The organism is Streptomyces sp. NPDC021562 (assembly GCF_040640875.1).
Classification (GTDB): domain Bacteria; phylum Actinomycetota; class Actinomycetes; order Streptomycetales; family Streptomycetaceae; genus Streptomyces.
The window spans coordinates 52,409-71,026 of sequence record NZ_JBFACN010000024.1; the positions used below are offsets into that span (position 1 = coordinate 52,409).

Sequence of the window (18,618 nt, forward strand, 5' to 3'; positions counted from 1 at the left end):
CAATCGTTGACGGCACCAAGAAGTACGGTGGGCTTGTGCCCGAACACAAAGCCACGTCGCGTTCCGTCCTCACCGTCGGCGACCTGCTCTCCTTCCCCGCGCTGCAGATGCGCCTGCTCGCGGGCGGCGGCGGCCTCGGCCGTACGGTCTCCTGGGCGCACGTCAGCGAGCTGGAGGACCCGACGCCCTGGCTGCACGGCTCGGAGGTGATCATGACCGTCGGGCTCGCCGTGCCCCGCGCGGGGGAGGCCCAGCGGCGCTACCTGGAGCGGCTCGACGACGCGGGCGTCGCGGCCCTGGTGCTCAGTACCCAGCTGCGCACCCCTCCGCTGCGGCAGGCCTTCCTCACCGCGGCCGAGGAGCGCGGTTTCCCGGTCCTGGAGGTGCCCCTCGCGGTCCCCTTCGTGACGATCGCGCAGGAGGTCGCCGCCGCCGTCAGCGAGAAGTCCGCCGAGCGGCTCGGCGCCCAGCTCCAGGTCTTCGGCGCGCTGCGCTGGATGGCCGAGGAGAACCTGGACACCCCCGCGCTCTTCGACCGTCTGGAACAGCTCAGCGGCTACCGGATCCTCCTGTGCACCACCCAGGGACGGCCCCTGCTGCCCGGGGTCGCGGCGCCCGCGGACCTCTCGGTGCTCCCGGCGCACCCGGACGCCCCGCCGACCGTGCCCGGCGGCTTCGTCCTGCCCGTCCTCGGCCCCGGCGGAGCCGCCGGCTACCTGGTCGCCCTGGAACAGGCCGGCGCCCGCCCCGCCGGACTGGCCGTCGTCCAGCACCTGGCCACCGTCGCCGCCCTGCGGCTCGCGATGGTCCGCCAGGAACGCGAGGTGCTCCGCCGGGAGGGGGCGGAGACCCTGGCCGAACTGCTCCAGGACACCCTCGACCCGGCCGGCGCCCAGCGCCGGCTGGCCCACCACGGGCTGGACACGCGCCGGCCGGTCGTCCTCGCGGTGGTCCGGCGCACCCCGGCCGCGCCACCGGGTGCCGCCACCTCGGACGAGGACGTGGGCGTCGCCCTCTCCGACCATCCCCACCTGACCCTGCGCCGCGGCGAGGACCGGCTGGTCCTCGCCGAGCCCGGCTTCACCGAGGCGCTGGCCGGGCTGCCCGGCGTGGTGTGCGGAGTCAGCAGGCCCTTCGCCGTCGGGGAGCCGCTGCGGGTCGCCAGGCAGGAGGCGGAGTGGGCGGCCGGACGCGCCGAGGAGGCGGGCAAGCCACTCGTCCACTACGGCGAGGACGCCACCGGGCGGTGGCTCCCGGAGGACCGCCGGCTGCTGGCCGCGCTGGTCGAGCAGGTCCTCGGCGAGGCCCTGCGCTACGACGCGGCGCACGGGTCGCAGCTGCTGGTCTCCGTCCGGACCTGGATGGAACGCGACCGCCGCACCGAGGACGCCGCCGCGGCCCTGCACATCCACCCCAACACCCTCTCCTACCGGCTGCGCCGCTTCGCCGAGGTGACCGGCCGGGACCTGGCCACCACCGCCGCCTTCACCGAGGTCTGGTTCGCCGTCCGCGCGGCGACCGAACTGGGCGTGGCGGCCGAGGGGCCGTAGCCCCGGACCCTGCGCGCGGGTCCGGGGCGGGGCGCCGACGAGTGTCCGGGACGCCGGTGAGGTGCGACGCTGGGACGGGAAGCGTCCGCCGAGGGGACTGCGGAGGGCCCGATGGGACGTGATGTGCCGGCCCGCGTGTTCACGCGGGAGGACCGGCGCCGGTACCGCGAGAAGATGCACGGCTGCCTCGACGTACTGGCGCAGATGCTGCGCGGCTCGGGCTTCGAGAGCGAGCGCCCCCAGGTCGGCATGGAGATCGAGCTGAACCTGGTGGACGACGACGGGCTGCCGGCGATGCGCAACACCGAGGTGCTGAGCGCGATCGCCGACCCGGCCTGGTCGAGCGAGCTGGGCCGGTTCAACCTGGAGATCGACATCCCGCCCCGGCTGCTGACCTCCGGTGGCCCCGGCGCCTGGGAGCAGACGATCCGGGACGCGCTCAACCACGCCGAGCGGCGCGCCGCGACGGTGGGCGCCCACCTCATCATGATCGGGATCCTGCCGACGCTGCGGGAGTCGGACGTGGACGAGACGTCCCTGTCCGGTGATCCGCGCTACCGGCTGCTGAACGAGCAGATCTTCGCGGCCCGCGGCGAGGACCTGCGGATCAGGGTGGACGGTGTGGAGCGCCTCGCGATGTACGCCGACGCGATCACGCCCGAGGCCGCCTGCACCAGTACCCAGTTCCACCTCCAGGTGGCCCCCAGGGACTTCGCGGACTACTGGAACGCGGCCCAGGCCGTCGCCGGCGTGCAGGTCGCCCTCGCCGCCAACTCGCCCTACCTCTTCGGGAGGGAACTGTGGCGCGAGACCCGTGTCCCGTTGTTCGAACAGGCCACGGACACCCGCCCCGAGGAGATCAAGGCCCAGGGCGTACGGCCCCGCGTGTGGTTCGGCGAACGGTGGGTCACCAGCGTCTTCGACCTGTTCGAGGAGAACGTGCGCTACTTCCCGGCGCTCCTGCCGCTGTGCGACGACGAGGACCCGCAGCGGACCCTGGACGCCGGCGGGGTGCCGCAGCTGGGCGAACTCACCCTGCACAACGGCACGATCTACCGCTGGAACCGCCCCGTCTACGCCGTCACCGACAGCGGCCCGCACCTGCGCATCGAGAACCGCGTCCTGCCCGCCGGCCCCACCGTGGCCGACATCCTCGCCAACGCGGCCCTCTACTACGGCCTGACCCGGGCCCTCGTGGACGAGGACCGCCCGGTGTGGTCGCGGATGTCCTTCGCGGTCGCCGAGGAGAACCTGCACACGGCCGCCCGCGACGGCATCGACGCGCGGCTCTACTGGCCGGGGGCGGGCGAAGTGCCCGTCACCGAGCTGGTGCTCAGACGCCTGCTGCCACTGGCGCACCGGGGGCTGGAACTGGCCGGCCTGGACGCCTCCTGGCGCGAACCCATGCTGGGCATCATCGAACGGCGCTGCGTCGACGGACGCAACGGCGCCCTCTGGCAGGCGGAGACGGTCCACCACCTGGAGCGGGCCGGCGTCCATGACCGGCAGGAGGCACTGCGCCGGATGACCACCACCTACATGGACTACATGCACCTGAACGCGGCCGCGCACACCTGGCCGGTGGAGTGACCAGGGCCGAGCGCCCCGGACCTGATCCGCCGTCAAGCCGAACACATGCCCGAAAATCCGCTATGATCACCGCGGCAAGGCTGTAGCGCAGAGGTCGTCGCGCCCAAGCATCGAGCTGGAGGACGTCGGTTCGAATCCGACCGGTCTTGCCGCCCTAGTCGTGGAGGAAAGTCGATTGGCGTCGGTTCGTCCTGGGCGGGCGGAGGGCGATGCCGCCCCCCGGCGGTCCGGACCCCGGCGACGGACCGGTGGAGTGGTGATGACGCAGCCGACACCCGTACGCTGCCCCGCGATCGAGCACCCGGACATCCCGGTCAGCGACCCCGCCGTTCTGGAACCGCTGCTCGACCGCCTGCGCTCCGCACGGCCGTTGGAGACCGACGAGACCTTCCCGCTCGGCACCGTCCGCGCGGACGGGCGGATCGACCTCTGCAAGCAGGGCCTCGGCGCGATCGGCGCCGCCCGCCTGATGCCCGTCGCCGCGGCCTCCCCGCACGCCGCGCACGTCCTGCTCGGCACCAACGCCATCGGGAACGAGGGAGCCCGCACGGTCGCCGACGCGCTCACCGACGGCCACGGCCTGCGCACCCTCTACCTCGGCTGCAACCGCATCGGCCCGCAGGGCGCCGCCGCGCTCGCCGACGCCCTCACGACCGACGGCACCGTCCGCGCCCTCTGGCTCAAGCGCAACCCGGTGGGTGACGAGGCCGCCCGCGCGCTCGCCGCGATGCTCCGCCGCAACACCGCGCTGCGCACCCTCGACCTGGTCAACACCGGCGTGACCCCCGACGGCCTGCGCGCCCTGCTCGCCGCCCTCACCGGCCGGCGCACCCCCGTCGAGCGCCTCTTCCTCGGCGGCAACGGGCTGACCGCCGAAGCCGCCCCGCTGCTGGCGGCGCTGATCCGCGAGGCCGGCGTCCGCGAGCTGTACCTCCCCGCCAACCACCTCGGCGACGCGGGCGCCGCGATCCTCGCCGCCGCGGCCGACCCCGGGCGCCCGGTACGCCTCGGCCTCGGCGGCAACGGCATCGGCCCGGCCGGTGCGCGCGCCCTCGCCGGCTCGCTGGCCGGTATCGAGACGCTCGACCTCGGGCGGCCCCTGTCCGAACGCAGCCTCGGCGCCCCCGCCAACACCACCGGCGACGAGGGCGCCCACGCGCTGGCCGCCGCCCTGCCGGGCAGCCCGCTGCGCCGACTCGAGCTGTGCCACACCGGCCTGACCGGCAGGGGCGCCAAGACGCTGCTGGCCGCGGTGCCCGACGGCTCGCCCCTGGAGTACGTCGGCCTCGGTCCCGGGCTGCCCCGCAGGGTCAAGCGGTCCTTCACCCAGCGGCTGCGGCCCCTCGGCCCGGCCCATCCGGACCTGCGCGCGATAGGAAGTGTCTACCGGTGAGCGCCCCGGGCGAACTCCGCTGCCTGCCGCCGGACGAGGCGTCCGGCAGGCGCCGGGTGCGCCGGTACGCCGTGCCCGGCTGGATGATCGAGCGCGCCACCGAGCGGCGGCTGGCCGGTGACTGGCGCGGCGCCTGCGCGGCGGCGAACGTGGACGTGGCCTTCGACCTGTCGGAGATCGCCGAGCACTGCGGTGACGACGTCGTCGCCGCCCTCACGGACGACCTCCGACACCTCGCCCCCGACCTGCTGCGCTGGCACCTGCCGCGGCACCTGGGCGGGCGGACCACGCTCGCCGCGGGCCGGACGGTCGTCCTCGCGCGCTACCGGCCGATCACCCCGCACGAGGGCCCGCGGGCCACGCCGTACCTGCACATCACCACCGGACCCATGGCGGACGGACCGCAGCGGATCGCGCTGCGGTTCCGGACCGTCGGGGACGAACAGGCCGCGGGCGTCTTCGGACCCGCCACCGAGGACTGGCGCCCGGCCCGGCACCTCTGGGACGCACGGCACACCGCCGAACTGCGCGAGCGGTGCGGCGGCGGCCGGGACCGGTCGCCGTTCTTCCGGGCCGACGGCACCGCACTCGGCCCGGACGACCTGCCGACGGCCGGGCCCGGCCAGGACGACCTGGCGGCGCGAACCGAATGGACCACGCTGACGCACCTCAGGGACGGGTCGCCGGCCGCCTTCGCCGCGGCCGGCATCCGGCTGGACCTGACGCCTCCCGAGAAGCCGGGCTGGTACCAGGCCGACCCGGAACAGCTGCTGAGGGGGCTCGCGCTGAACCACGCCCGCCTGGAGCCCGAGGTACGACGGCAGCGGTCCGCGGGCGCCGGCGGCCGGTTCCTCATCGCCGCGCACTGGCGGACGTACCTCCTGCTGGAGCCCGTCGACGGCGGCGGGCTGCTGGTCCGCACCGTCGACCGGGAGCAGGCCAAGGGCCTGCCCTTCCTCGCCGAGGCCCGCTGGCGCCGGCTCCCCGACCTCGATCTCCTGCGGGACGGGGAGATCACCCCCGAACACCTCCATCCGCTCGTCCGCGAGGCGTTGTTCCCCGCTCTGCACGTCCCGCCGGGCCAGGGCGGCCCACCCGCGCCGACGGCCCCCGCACCCGTGCGGGTGAGGTGCCGCGGTGCCTGGCACGAGGTCGGCTTCCGGCCCGGCGGCCCGCTGAGCATGCCGCACAGCGACGACGAACGGCAGCGGGAACAGGCCCTGCGCGCCTTCGGCGGAACCGTCGCCGGATGCTTCGCCGTGGAACAGACCTGGACGTCGGGGAAGGGCCGGCTGCCCAAAGCCCTCAGGGCGCAGCGCAACGAACTGTTCCTGCGCGCCCAGCACGGCGACACCCCCGGGGTCCTGGCACTCCTGGACGCGGGTGTCGACGCCCGGGTCCGGGACGCCGGCGGCCGCACCCTGCTGCACGTGCTGAACCTCCTGGACCACGAGGAGCTGCTGCCCCGGCTGCTGGCCGCCGGAGTGGACCTGGAGGCCCGTGACCGGCGCGAGCGCACACCGCTGTTCACGGCGGTCAACGACCTCGGTTCGAAGGCGCTGGTGGAGGCCCTCGTCGCCGCCGGGGCGCGGCTCGACGTGACCGACGAGTCCGAGGTGTCCCTCGCCCAGCTCGTCCGCCGCTACAAGCGGCCCGACCTCGCCTTCCTCCGCGACCGCGTGCAGGCCGAGCACCCGGGCGTCGGCGCCGACTGGTGGGACGAGTGGCTGGACGAGCAGGAGCAGTACGACTCGGAAGACCCCGACGACGAGGAAGAGCCGGTCCTGTGAGCACCGACCGCGGCGCCCCCGCTCCCACTGTCTCCGCCGGCCCCGTCGGTCCGCTGGCGGCCGCCGACGACCTCAACCGCAGGCTGCGCACGCGACGGACCGAGCCCGCCGCGAACCCGCAACTGGAGGCCCTCGCCCTCGCCGTGACGGCCAACCAGCCGGTCCTGCTCTGGGGCGAACCGGGCATCGGCAAGTCGGCGGCCCTGGAGCAGCTCGCCTCCGGACTCGGCCTGGCGCTGGAGACCGTCATCGCCAGCGTGCACGAGCCGTCCGACTTCGCCGGGCTGCCGATCGTCGGCGACGACCCCGCCGTCACCGGCGTGCCGATGGCACCGCCGGACTGGGCCGTCCGCCTCGCCCGGGCCGGACAGGGCCTGCTCTTCTTCGACGAACTCTCCTCCGCACCGCCGGCCGTCCAGGCGGCCCTGCTGCGCGTGGTGCTCGAACGGCGCGTCGGCAGCCTGGTCCTGCCGGACGCGGTGCGCATCGTCGCCGCCGCCAACCCGCCCTCCAGCGCGGCGGACGGCTGGCACCTCAGCCCGCCGCTCGCCAACCGGTTCGTCCACCTCGAATGGACCCACGACCCCCGCACGGTCGCCCGCGGCATGGCAGGCACCTGGCCGGAGGTGACCGTGCCCGTCGTCGACGCCGGCCGGGTGCCCGGTGCGGTGGCACGGGCCCGGGGCGCCGTCTCCGGCTTCCTCACCGCCCGGCCCGGCCTGGTCCACAACATCCCCGGCGACGCCGAGAGCCGGGGCAGGTCCTGGCCGTCCCCACGGACCTGGGAGATGGCCCTCAGACTGCTCGCCACCGGCTACGCGGCCGGCGTCGGCCGCGAGGCGCTGGCCGCCGCGCTCACCGGCGCCGTAGGGGACGGCGCCGGCATCGAGCTGCTGTCCTATCTCGAACACCTCGACCTGCCCGACCCCGACCGGGTCCTCGCCGACCCGGACGCCTTCGCCCTGCCCGACCGCGGCGACCGGCAGCTCGCGTTCCTCATCGCCGTGGTCGCCGCCGTCCAGGGCGACCTCACCCGGCCCCGCTGGGAAGCGGGCTGGGCGGTACTGGCGAAGGCCGTGGACGCCGGGGTGCCGGACGTGGCGGCCCGCGCCGCCACCGACCTCGCGATGATGCGGCACCTCGACTGGCCCGTCCCGCCGGGCATCGACGCGTTCCTGGACCTGCTGCAGATGTCCGGAGCGCTGCCCGGCGCCGGCCGGTGAGGCGCACGGGGATGCCGGCGGACGCCCGTGCCGCCCTCGACATGACCAAACTGCTCGCCGCCCGCTACCGGGCGGCCAGCGACCGGCCCTACCTGGCGTCCGCGCTGTACGCGCTGACCGTCGTCCCGAGCGGGGACGTGCCGACGATGGGCGTGGACCGCCACTGGCGCTGCTACGTGTCGCCCGTGTTCGTCGACGCGACCCCGGTGCCTGAACTCGCGGGCGTCTGGGTGCACGAGGCGGCCCACCTGCTGCGCGATCACCACGGCCGGGCCGACCGGCTGCCGGCCGCGACCCAGCGCGACCCGCACCGCGTCAACGTCGCGCAGGACTGCGAGATCAACGACGACCTGCTCGCCGACGGCCTGCGGCTGCCCGGCGGACGCATGGAGCCGCGCCTCTTCGGCCTCCCCGAGGGCCAGTTGTTCGAGGCATACGTCGACGCGCTGCCCGCGCACGTGCGCACCCCGGACTGCGGGTCGGGCGCCCACAGCCGGCCCGTGCCCTGGGAGCTCCCCGACTCCGCCGGTCCCGCCCGGCTCGGCGAGGTCGAGGCGCAGGCCCTGCGCCGGACGACCGCCGAGGCGATGCGCGCCCACCGGCGCAGCCGCGGCACCCTGCCCGCGGGCTGGCAGCGGTGGGCGGAGGAGATCCTGGAACCCACCGTGGACTGGCGGCGGGCGCTGACCGGCGCGGTCCGGGAGGCCGCCGCCTGGGCCGCCGGGGCGGTCGACTACACCTACCGCCGTCCTTCCCGCCGGACCCCGGCGCTGGGCGGCGTGGTCCTGCCCAGCCTGCGCCGGCCGCTGCCCCGGGTGGCCGTCGTCGTCGACACCTCCGGTTCGATGGGGGAGGCCGAACTGGGCGCCGCCCTCGCGGAGGTGACGGGCGTCCTGCGCGAGGTGGGCATCCGCGGCAACCGCGTCAGCGTGCTCGCCTGCGACGCCGACGTGCACGCCGTCTCCCGGGTGACGGCGACGGAGCAGATCACGCTGGGCGGCGGGGGCGGCACCGACATGCGGGTCGGCATCGAGGCGGCGCTGGCGGCCCCGGACCGCCCGGGCATCGTCGTCGTGCTGACCGACGGACACACCCCCTGGCCCGACGACACCCCGCCCTGCCGCATCATCGCGGCCCTGATCGGCACCGACGCCCCCGAGCCACCGAACTGGGTGGAGACGATCCGCGTCCCGGGCTGACCCACGTGCGCGGCACGGGGCTCAGAAGTCCCCGGACCGGCGCCGGCCCGGGGTGTCGGCGACGACGTTCCGGGCCACGGCCGCGCGTCCTCCGGAGTTGGCGGGCGCCCGGGACGGTCGTAGCGGTGCGGCCCGGGTCCCGGAGTCCCGCCGGGGTGGTCAGGCCACCGTGCGGATCAGCTTCTTGTTGGTGAACTCCTCGATGCCGAGACGGCCGAGTTCCCGGCCGAAGCCGGAGCGCTTCACCCCGCCGAAGGGCAGCTCGGCCCCCTCGGCTCCGACACCGTTCACGAAGACCATGCCCGCCTCGATGCGGTCGGCGACCCGCGCGGCCTGCTCCGGGTCGGTGGTGAAGACGTAGGAACCGAGGCCGTACGGAGTGTCGTTGGCGATGCGTACCGCGTCGTCCTCGTCGGCGGCCGGGAAGACCATCGCGACCGGTCCGAACAGCTCCTGGCGGGCCGCCGCGTGCTCGGTGGTCAGCCCGGTGAGCACACCCGCCGGGAAGAAGGCGCCCCGCCGCTCGCCGGAGCCGTGCAGGGTGGCGCCCTGCGCCACGGCCTCACCGACCTGCCGGGCGAGGGTCTCGGCGGCGGCCGCCGAGGACAGCGGCGCACCGGTGGCGGACTCCAGCAGCCGGGCCGTGAACTTCTCGACGAACGCGTCGTACAGCTCCGCCACGACCACGAACCGCTTGGCGGCGTTGCACGCCTGGCCGGTGTTGTCGAGCCGGGCGGCCACCGCGGCCTCGACGACGGCGTCCAGGTCGTCCGTGGACAGCACCACGAACGGGTCCGAGCCGCCGAGCTCCAGGACGACCTTCTTCAGGTGCCGTCCGGCGATCTCGGCGACCGCGGCCCCGGCCCGCTCGGAGCCGGTGAGCGACACGCCGTGCACCCGGGGGTCGGCGATCACGTCGGCGACCTGCTCGTTGGTGGCGTACACGTTGACGTACGCGCCCGCCGGGAAGCCCGCCTCGGTGAACAGCCGCTCCAGCAGCGCCGCCGTACCGGGACACTGCGGGGCGTGCTTGAGGACGATGGTGTTGCCGACGGCCAGATTGGGGGCCGCGAACCGGGCGACCTGGTAGGCCGGGAAGTTCCACGGCATGATGCCGAGCAGCACCCCCACCGGACCGCGCCGTACGACCGCGGTGCCCGGGCCGGAGGTGACGTGGAGCGGCTCGTCGGCCAGGAACTCCTCGGCGTGGTCGGCGTAGTAGTGGTAGATGTCGACGCAGAAGCCGATCTCGCCCTCCGCCTCGGCGACCGGCTTGCCCATCTCCCGCACGATGCTCGCCGCGAGTTCCGCGGCGTGCTCGGCGTGCAGGTCGCCGAGGCGGCGCAGCAGCGCGGCGCGCTCGGCCACGGAGGTGGACCGGCCCCACGCGCCGGCGGCGTGGGCGGCGTCGACGGCCGCGGCGACCTCGGCGTCGGTGGCGGTCGGGTAGGTCTCGACGACCTCGCCGGTGGTCGGGTCGGTGACGGCGTACATGGTGTCTCCAGATGCGGCGGGGATGTGCGGGACGCTTATTGGGCACGCAACCAATTGCCTTATTGGTCGCCCACTCAATAACATCCACCGCATGACGTCAAGAGCCCCGGGCAAGCGCGTCCGCAAGGCACCCGCCGAGCGCCGTCGGGAAATCGTCGCCACGGCGGCGCGGATCGGCCTCGTCGAGGGCCTGGAGTGCATCACGCTGCGCCGGGTCGCCGACGACCTGGGGGTCCGGCCCGGACTCGTCGGCCACTACTTCCCGGCCGCGGACGAACTGGTGGCCGAGGCGTTCACCCACGCCACCATGGCGGAACTCGACGGTCTGCTGCCGCCGGGGCCGGACGCCCCCCTGGACACCTTCCGGAGGTTCTTCGGGCTCACGTCGAGCGCCGAGTTCCACGACGTCAGCAAACTCTGGCTGAACGCGCGGCACCTCTCGCGCTACCGTCCGGCGCTGCGCGAGCACGTCGTGAAGCAGGAGCTGCTGTGGTGCCGGCGCCTGGAGGAGCTCATCGTGGCGGGGGCGGCGGCCGGGGTCTTCACCTGCGCGGATCCCTGGGGCGCCGCCACCCGCGTGCTCGTCGCCATCGACGGCGCCAGCGCGTACGTCAACACCACCGCCGAGCACCGCAGGACACCCACCGCGGACATGCCACGCACCGTCGCCGAGGCCGAACTCGGCTTGCGGCAGGGTGCGTTGCTCACCGGCTGAGGCCGGCGTCACGGGTGTCCCGTTCGTGGCCGACCGCCCACTGTGGGGCCGGTCGGAACTGAGGTACAAGTGGGGACCGTGCTCGTCGCGACCGACCACTTCAGGGGGGATCATGCGCATGCGTTCACGTGCCTGGCTGCTGGCGGGCGCGGGCCTGCTCGCCGCGGCCGCCGGCCCGGCCCACGGTGCCGACGCGCCGCCGACCGCGCCGGGGACGCCGTCCCTGCAGTACGCGGTACGGGACCTGGGTACCCTGGGCGGCACCCGCAGCGAGGCGACCGCCATCGACGGCGGCACGGTCGTCGGCAGCTCACTGACGAGCGGCGACGCCACCGAGCACGCCTTCGCCTACGACCTGCGCCGGCACACCATGACCGACCTGGGCACGCTCGGGGACTCCAGCAGGGCGACCGGCGTGGCGGGAGACCACGTCGTCGGGGAGTCGGACCTCCCCGCCGGCGGCCCGACCCATGGCTTCGTCTACGACCTCCGCACCCGCCGCCTCGTCGACATCGGCACGCTCGGCGGCAGCAGCACCCACATCACCGGTCTCGACGGCGACACCGTGGTGGGTGACTCGTCCCTCTCCGGGGACGCGGTCACCCACGCCTTCGCGTACAGCCTGCGCACCGGGACCATGACCGATCTGGGCAGCCTCGCCGGACCCTCGGGCACCAGTACCGCGGCGGCCGTCAGCGGTACGACCGTCGTGGGCAGCTCCTCCCTGCCGAACGCACCGGCCACCACGCACGGGTACGCCTACAGCCTGCGCACCCGGACGATGACCGATCTCGGCACCCTCGGCGGAAGCTCCAGCACGGCCGACGACGTCAGCGGCCCCACCGTGGTCGGCCAGTCCCGCACGTCCGGCAACAGCCTCTCCGGGTACGCCTACGACCTGCGCACCGGTGTCCGCACCGACCTGGGGTTCCACTTCCTGACCGGACAGCTGGTCAGCGGGAACACGGTCGTCGGCGGTGACAGTCTGCTCTGCAGCACCTACGACCTCACCACCCGTACGACCGCCACCATCGGCTCCGGGCGCGGCGTCACCGAGGCCAGGCACATCAACGGGAACTTCATCGCCGGTGACAACTTCGCTCCCAACTCCTTCGCCTTCGTCGCCCGCGCCGACAACGGCGCCTTCACCTACCTCCCCTCCCTCGGCGGCCTCGACTCCGCTGCCGCACAGGTCGACCGGCGCGGCGTCGTGGCAGGCAGCGCGGCACTTCCACCCACGGACCCGGCAGCGTCCAACGGCCCTCTCCACGCGACCGTCTGGACGCCGCACCCGGCGGCAGGGGACAGCCGTCGCCCGGGAGGTTCCGCGTGACCGTCTCGATCCGGGCCGCCCGACCGGGGGAAGCGGGGTTCTTGTCCGACCTGGCGCTGCGCTCCAAGGCGCACTGGGGTTACGACACCGAGTTCCTCGCTGCGTGCCGCGCGGAACTCACGCTCACGGACGCGGAACTGGCCGGACGGCGGACGGCCGTGGCGGAGAGGGACGGCAGGGTCGTGGGGTTCACGACCCTGGAGGGCGAGCCACCCCAGGGCGTGCTGGGCATGATGTTCGTCGATCCGCGGGCGATCGGCGAGGGTGTCGGCCGCCGACTGTTCACGCATGTCGTCGAGACCGCCGCGGCCCTGGGCTTCACCCAATTCACCATCGACGCGGACCCGAACGCAGAACCCTTCTACGAGGCCATGGGTGGCGTCCCGGTCCGTCGTGTCCCCTCCGGGTCGATTCCCGGCCGGACGCTCACCCAGTACCTCCGCGGCATCCCGGGCTGACCCCGCCCTCGGGTCTTTCCGGCGGACGGGTGTGACAGTGCCCCGGGCGGGAACCCACGGACGGTCTGCGCTCCGCCGTGCAGGCGTCCGCTTTTCTGTCCGGATCGGTGCGTTTCGGTGGGAAACGGACCCTCGGGTGCGAAGGTGGCACCACGCACCGATCATGAAAGAGGCCACCATGCCGCAGCCGGCCCGCTCCGCCCAGGCACCGGACACCGTGCAGGCGCTGGACGCGGTGATCCACGACGTCGTCGCACCGCTGGCCCAACAGGTCGACCGGGAGGGGGCCTTCCCCCGGGAGGGGATGCGGGCCCTCGCTGCCGCGGGCGGGCTGGGGCTGCTCAGCGCGACGGAGTTCGGCGGGGCGGACGCGGACCTGCGGCAGGCCGCCGGGGTCGTCGAGCGGCTGGCCGGCGCCTGCGGGTCGACCGCCATGGTGCTGCTGATGCACTACGCGGCCGTGGCCGCCATCGAGGCGCACGGCCCGGACACCGTGCGGCGGGCGGTCGCCGAAGGACGCCATCTGAGCACCCTGGCCTTCTCGGAGCAGGGCTCGCGCAGCGACTTCTGGGCCCCCGTCAGCACCGCCGTCGCGGACGGTACCGACGAGGTACTTCTGAACGCCCGTAAATCCTGGGTCACTTCGGCAGGTGAGGCGGACAGCTACGTGTGGTCGAGCCGGCCCCTTCGGGCCGCCGGCCCCATGACCCTGTGGCTGGTGCCGAGCGACAGCCCGGGCCTGGACGTGCACGGCGACTACGACGGGTTCGGGCTGCGCGGCAACGCCTCCAGTCCCGTCGGTGCCAAGGACGTGCGGATCCCCGTCACCGCCCGGCTGGCCGCGGACGGCGAGGGCCTGTCCACCGCCCTGGAACTGGTGCTGCCCCGCTTCCTCGTCCTGAACGCCGCCTTCTGCCTCGGCGTGAGCGAGGCGCTTCTCGCGCTGGCCGCCGACCACCTGCGTACCACCCGACTGGAGCATCTGGGGCAGAGCCTGGCCGAGCAGCCGCACGCCCGCAGGGAGTACGCCCTGACGCGGCTGCGCGCCGACGCCGTCCGCGCCTTCCTGGACGACACCCTCGCCGCGCTCGACACCGGCCGTCGCGACGCGACGCTGCGGGTGCTCCAGGTGAAGGCGCTGGCTGCGGAGACCACCGCAGAGGTGGCGGACACCGTCATGCGGCTGTGCGGAGGCAGCGCGTTCCGCCGCGACTGGGGGGTGGAACGCCGCTTCCGGGACGCTCTGGCGGCCCGCGTGATGGCACCGACCACCGAGGCGCTCCACGACTTCTGCGGACGGGCCGGACTCGGCCTGCCCCTGTTCGAGGAGGCACGATGAACCCGCTGGTCCTGGGGGCCGTCGCCTACGACCCCAAAGTGGTGACGATCTGGTCCGGCTTCCGGACCTGGCTGCGGCAGCAGCGACTCCCCTTCGACTTCGTGCTCTACGCCCACTACGAACGGCAGACCGAGGACCTGGTGCGCGGCCGCATCGACGTGGCCTGGCAGTCACCGCTGGCCTGGCTGCGCACCCGGCGGCTGGCCCGGGCGGCGGGCGCCGACGTCCGGCCGCTCGTCATGCGCGACACCGACCAGGACCTCACCTCGGTGGTCGTGGTCCGGACCGACGCACCCCTCGCCGCGGTCGCCGACCTCAAGGGCCGCACCGTCGCGGTGGGCGCGCCGGACTCGCCGCAGGCCACCCTGATCCCCCTGCACCACCTGCGGGAACTGGGCATCGACACGGACACCGGCCTGCGCGTCGAACGCCACGACAGCGGCGTCGGACTGCACGGAGACCACATCGGCGGCGAACGGGACGCCGCCCGCGCCCTGCTGGCCGGCCGGGCCGCGGCGGCCTGCATGATCGACGCCAACCACCTCGCCTTCAGCCAGGACGGAACCCTGCCCCCGGACAGCACACGGGTACTCACCCGCACGGCCCCCTACGACCACTGCGTGCTCGCCGCCGGGCCCGCACTCGCCGCGGAGCGGGCCGACCACCTCACCGCGCTGCTGCTGTCGATGTCCTACGCCGACCCCCAGGTGCGCCACCTGCTCGACCTGGAAGGCCTCACCCGCTGGGTCCCGGCTCGCCAGAGCGGCTTCGCCCAACTGGAGGCGGCCATCGACGTCACGGGCTTCTACGACCCGGACGGCCGGATCACGGCCACCGGTTACCAGCCGTGACCCACGACGACCGGCAACCCGGTAGTGCGCTGCCCCTCGACCTCGCCGGACTCGGCTTCGACCAGGGAGCGCACCTGCTGCTGAGCCGGGCGCTCGACCGGGCGGCCCCCGGCCGTCCGGTCGCCGTGTCGGGCACGCACCCGGAACTGCTGTCCCATCTCGCGGTCTGGTGCCGCCGACAAGGCCACACGGTCACAGCGGCGCCCCCCGAGCAAGCCCCGGTCCGCGCCCAGGTGCACCGGGGCACCGCGATGGCGGCCCGCTGGGACGGTGCCGAACGGGCCGGAGGGGCCGGGGCGGACGGGGTGGCCGAGCACGCCGCGGCACACTGGGGCCTGGCCGCGCGCGGCGCGCTCGTCGAGGCCGGCGGACCCGAGACGCACTTCGCCCTCGCCGACCGCGACACCGTCTGGACGGAGCTGGCGCCGCGCCTGTACCGCCAGGCGGCCGCCGCGCAATGGGACCCGCACACCGCGATCCCGTGGGAGACGCCCTTCACCCTGCCCGACGACGTGGAGCGGGCCGTCGTACAGGTGATGACCTACCTGGTGGAGAACGAGCAGGCCGCCCTGGTCATCCCCGGACGGCTGCTGGCCCAGGTGCACCCGCACTTCCGGGAGGTGCTGCAACTGCTCGCCGTACAGGCCGCCGACGAGGCCCGGCACGTGGAGGTCTTCACCCGGCGGGCGCTGCTCAAGGGCGGCCCGATGGGCACCTCCTCGGTGGGCGGCCGGGCCTCGCTGGCGACCCTGATGACAGAGCCGGACTTCTCCATCGCGTCCTTCCTGCTCTCCGTACTCGGCGAGGGCAGCTTCCTCAACCTGCTGGCGTTCCTGGAGCGTCACGCCCCCGACCCCGTCACGCACCGCATCAGCGGGCTCGTCCGCCAGGACGAGGCGCGGCACGTCGCGTTCGGCCTCGGCCACCTCGAACACCGCAGCACCGTGGACCCCCGACTGCGCGGCAGGCTGCGGGCCGCCGTGGAACGCCGCCACGAGGCCCTGACCCACACCGCCGGCCTGAACGCGGAGGTGTTCGACGCCCTGGTGCTGCTCGCCGCCGGTTCCTGGACCCCGCAGGCGATCGAACGCGGCTGGCGCGCGGTGCGGCGGTTGCAGTCCGACATGGACCAGGGGCGTCGCCACCGGCTGGCCCGGCTGGGCTTCCCCGACGACGAGGCGGCGGCCCTCTCCGCACTGCACACCCGCAATTTCATGTGAACGGCCACCACCCCAGGCGTGGTCGGATCGCTCGGCCGGAGACTCCGGCCGAGCGATCCGCCGGGGCCCCGGCCTCGGCCTCCGACTACTCCTCGAGGCGGTCCTGCTGGGCGAAGGCGGCGTGGAATCGGCGGGTCCCGTCCACGGTACGGACGGGGCCGGTGAGGGTGACCGTTGTCGTCAGGTGCGCGGTCGTGCTCGACGACGCCAGGCGGAGTTCCAGGTCGCCCGGTTCGACGATGCGGTGCCCGTCGCGACCGGTGAAGGACGCGACGTCGGCCGGAACGGTGATGTCGATACGACGGGCTTCGCCCGGCGCGAGGGACACCCTGTCGTAGCCGACCAGGCGCTGCACCGGCTGGACGACGGAGGCCGTAGGGTCGTGGAGGTAGAGCTGAACGACTTCGGTCCCGGTCCGCTCGCCCGAGTTGCGGAGGGTGAAGGCGATGGTGAACTCGCCCCCGGTGGAGGCCTGCTGGGTTCGAACCGTGAGATCGCTCCAGGTGAAGGTCGTGTAACTGAGGCCGTGACCGAAGCCGAACGCCGGGGTCGGGTCGATGTTGGAGACGTCACTGACCTGGGCCAGGCGGGCGCCGAGATAGGTGGTCGGCTGGGCTCCGGGGCTGCGGGGCACGCTGACGGGCAGGCGCCCGGAGGGGTTGATCCGGCCGCTGAGTACGCCGGCGATCGCCCGGGTGCCCTCGACTCCCGGGAAGAACGACTGGACGATCGCCGCGGATTCGTCCACCGCACGGCCCAGAGCGTAGGGCCGACCCGCGAGGAGGACGGTGACGACCGGACGACCGGAGTCGAGCAGTGCGTCGAGGAGCTGCTGCTGGGCGCCGGGCAGGGTGAGTGATTCCGTGTCGCAGCCCTCGCCGCTGGTCCCACGGCCGAACAGGCCCGCGCGGTCGCCCAGGACGGCGATGACGACGTCCGCGTTGCGGGCCGCGTCCACCGCCGTGTCGATCCCGGAGAGGTCGCCGTCGTCGACGCCCGTGCCGCGGGCGACGGTGATGGCCGCGTCCGGGAACTCGGCTGTCAGAGCGTCGTGGAGGGTGGGCAGGTCGATGCCGACGGGGACGGCCGGGTGCTGGACGCCGACGTGCATGGGGAAGGAGTAACAGCCCAGTACGGCTGTGGCCTCCGTCGCGTTGGGGCCGACGAGCGCGATCCTGCGCGGCGTGGCGAGAGGCAGTACGCCGTCGTTGTTGCTGAGCAGCACCACGGCCTTCTCGGCCACCTCACGTGCCAGTTCGCGGTTCGCGGGAGGATCCAGGTCGACCTTGCCGCGCAGGGCCTCCGGGTCGTCGGGATCGGTGCCGCGCAAGGCGGCCGGCACGGGATCCCAGTCGGGGTCCAACATGCCGAGCTGGGCCTTTTGACGGAGTACCCGGCTGAGGGCGCCGTCGATGAGGGACTCCGGGACCCGACCGTCCTTGACGGCCTGGACGAGTGGTTCACCGAAGGTCTTGACACTGGGCAGTTCGACGTCGACGCCCGCCGTGAGGGCGGTGTGCGCGGCGTCGGCCCAGTCCGCCGCCACACCGTGGAGGGTCTTCAGGAAGGCGATGCCGAAGTAGTCGGCGACGACCGTCCCGTCGAAGCCCCAGGTGTCACGGAGCAGGCCGGTCAGCAACTGCCGGTCGGCGGCGGCGGGTACACCGTCGTTGTCGTTGTAGGCGTGCATGACGGCGCGGGCGCCGCCCTCCCGGACGGCCATCTCGAACGGAGGCAGCAGGACGTCGGCGCGTTCCCGGGGCCCGATCGCGGCGGGAGCGAGGTTGCGTCCCGCGCGGGACGCGGAGTAGCCGACGAAGTGCTTGAGGGTCGCGATGATTCCCGCCGACTCCAGTCCCTGTACGTAGGCCGTCCCGATGGTGGCCACGAGGTACGGGTCCTCGCCGATCGTCTCCTCCACGCGCCCCCAGCGGGCGTCGCGCACCACGTCGAGGACCGGCGCGAGCCCCTGGTGGATACCGACGGAGCGCATGTCACGACCGATGGCCGCGGCCATACGGCGTACCACCCCGGGGTCGAACGTGGCGCCCCAGGACAGCGGGACGGGGTAGGCGGTGGCCCCCCAGGCCGCGAAGCCGGCGAGGCATTCCTCGTGCGCGAGAGCGGGGATTCCGAAGCGGTTCGCCGAGACGATGCGGGCCTGGGTGCGTTGCAGGGAGAGAGCCCCGAGGGCGGGGTCGACGGGTGCGGTGCCGAAGGGCCGGGTCAGCTGACCCAGTCCGGTGGGCATCAACGCCTCGAGATCGACCGCTTCCTCCATGTCGTGCTGGTGGGGAGCCACCTCGTCGCCCTGGGCGGAGGCGCCGACCCACACGCCGTACAGCTGCGCCGTCTTCTCCTCCAGGGTCATTGCCTCGATCAGGGCCGCCACTCTGGTGGCGAGGGGGCGGGACGGGTCGTTCCACACGGGGACCGGGTGGGAGGTCTCTACAGCCACGTGGC

14 protein-coding genes and 1 tRNA gene are annotated in these 18,618 nt (G+C 74.1%); 13 read left to right on the forward strand and 2 right to left on the reverse strand.

The genetic code is table 11. From position 1 onward, the window contains the following. Positions 1 to 35: 35 nt before the first annotated feature. The 7 genes from AB0G52_RS31135 to AB0G52_RS31165 all read left to right on the forward strand — a co-directional run bounded on the left by AB0G52_RS31135 (position 36) and on the right by AB0G52_RS31165 (position 8,745). Positions 36 to 1,550 (forward strand): PucR family transcriptional regulator ligand-binding domain-containing protein, encoded by a 1,515-nt coding sequence (locus AB0G52_RS31135; protein WP_361340833.1) that lies wholly within the window; start codon positions 36 to 38, stop codon positions 1,548 to 1,550. A gap of 111 nt (positions 1,551 to 1,661) precedes the next feature. Then, positions 1,662 to 3,140 carry a glutamate--cysteine ligase gene (locus tag AB0G52_RS31140; RefSeq protein ID WP_132890855.1) on the forward strand — a complete coding sequence of 493 codons (1,479 nt, stop codon included), beginning with the start codon at positions 1,662 to 1,664 and terminating at the stop codon, positions 3,138 to 3,140. A gap of 76 nt (positions 3,141 to 3,216) precedes the next feature. Beyond that, positions 3,217 to 3,289: transfer RNA gene (locus tag AB0G52_RS31145), tRNA-Arg, on the forward strand. Between the two features lie 110 nt (positions 3,290 to 3,399). Beyond that, positions 3,400 to 4,533, forward strand: a complete 1,134-nt coding sequence (locus AB0G52_RS31150; RefSeq protein WP_361340836.1) for a gala protein — start codon at positions 3,400 to 3,402, stop codon at positions 4,531 to 4,533. Next, complete coding sequence (locus tag AB0G52_RS31155; RefSeq protein WP_361340838.1) at positions 4,530 to 6,323, forward strand: ankyrin repeat domain-containing protein; 1,794 nt, start codon at positions 4,530 to 4,532, stop codon at positions 6,321 to 6,323. The genes AB0G52_RS31150 and AB0G52_RS31155 overlap by 4 nt, the downstream gene beginning before the upstream one ends. After that, complete coding sequence (locus tag AB0G52_RS31160; protein ID WP_361340841.1) at positions 6,320 to 7,546, forward strand: AAA family ATPase; 1,227 nt, start codon at positions 6,320 to 6,322, stop codon at positions 7,544 to 7,546. The genes AB0G52_RS31155 and AB0G52_RS31160 overlap by 4 nt, the downstream gene beginning before the upstream one ends. Positions 7,547 to 7,557: 11 nt before the next feature. Further along, positions 7,558 to 8,745 carry a VWA-like domain-containing protein gene (locus AB0G52_RS31165; protein ID WP_361340844.1) on the forward strand — a complete coding sequence of 396 codons (1,188 nt, stop codon included), beginning with the start codon at positions 7,558 to 7,560 and terminating at the stop codon, positions 8,743 to 8,745. 159 nt (positions 8,746 to 8,904) lie between these two features. Here the strand turns inward: AB0G52_RS31165 and AB0G52_RS31170 are convergent, their stop codons facing one another. Continuing rightward, positions 8,905 to 10,239 (reverse strand): NAD-dependent succinate-semialdehyde dehydrogenase, encoded by a 1,335-nt coding sequence (locus tag AB0G52_RS31170; protein WP_361340847.1) that lies wholly within the window; start codon positions 10,237 to 10,239, stop codon positions 8,905 to 8,907. A gap of 91 nt (positions 10,240 to 10,330) precedes the next feature. On the opposite strand from AB0G52_RS31170, the gene AB0G52_RS31175 reads away from it, so the two are divergent. From AB0G52_RS31175 to AB0G52_RS31200, 6 genes are all read left to right on the forward strand, one after another. Continuing rightward, positions 10,331 to 10,954, forward strand: a complete 624-nt coding sequence (locus tag AB0G52_RS31175) for a TetR family transcriptional regulator C-terminal domain-containing protein (protein WP_132890861.1) — start codon at positions 10,331 to 10,333, stop codon at positions 10,952 to 10,954. Positions 10,955 to 11,072: 118 nt separating this feature from the next. Then, the gene (locus AB0G52_RS31180) at positions 11,073 to 12,287 is read left to right on the forward strand and encodes a hypothetical protein (RefSeq protein WP_361340851.1); all 1,215 of its coding nucleotides are present in this window, start codon (positions 11,073 to 11,075) and stop codon (positions 12,285 to 12,287) included. Continuing rightward, positions 12,284 to 12,745 (forward strand): GNAT family N-acetyltransferase, encoded by a 462-nt coding sequence (locus tag AB0G52_RS31185; protein ID WP_132890863.1) that lies wholly within the window; start codon positions 12,284 to 12,286, stop codon positions 12,743 to 12,745. The genes AB0G52_RS31180 and AB0G52_RS31185 overlap by 4 nt, the downstream gene beginning before the upstream one ends. A gap of 163 nt (positions 12,746 to 12,908) precedes the next feature. Next, complete coding sequence (locus AB0G52_RS31190; protein WP_361340854.1) at positions 12,909 to 14,084, forward strand: acyl-CoA dehydrogenase family protein; 1,176 nt, start codon at positions 12,909 to 12,911, stop codon at positions 14,082 to 14,084. Further along, on the forward strand, positions 14,081 to 14,935 hold the full coding sequence (locus tag AB0G52_RS31195) for a PhnD/SsuA/transferrin family substrate-binding protein (RefSeq protein ID WP_361340857.1): 855 nt from the start codon (positions 14,081 to 14,083) through the stop codon (positions 14,933 to 14,935). The genes AB0G52_RS31190 and AB0G52_RS31195 overlap by 4 nt, the downstream gene beginning before the upstream one ends. Continuing rightward, entirely contained in the window at positions 14,932 to 16,155 is a 1,224-nt protein-coding gene (locus AB0G52_RS31200) for a ferritin-like domain-containing protein (protein WP_361340860.1), read from the forward strand. Before AB0G52_RS31195 ends, AB0G52_RS31200 begins: the two co-directional genes overlap by 4 nt. A gap of 85 nt (positions 16,156 to 16,240) precedes the next feature. Here AB0G52_RS31200 and AB0G52_RS31205 read toward each other — a convergent pair whose 3' ends face one another. Continuing rightward, the gene (locus tag AB0G52_RS31205; protein ID WP_361340863.1) at positions 16,241 to 18,613 is read right to left on the reverse strand and encodes a glycoside hydrolase family 3 N-terminal domain-containing protein; all 2,373 of its coding nucleotides are present in this window, start codon (positions 18,611 to 18,613) and stop codon (positions 16,241 to 16,243) included. Between the last annotated feature and the right edge of the window lie 5 nt (positions 18,614 to 18,618).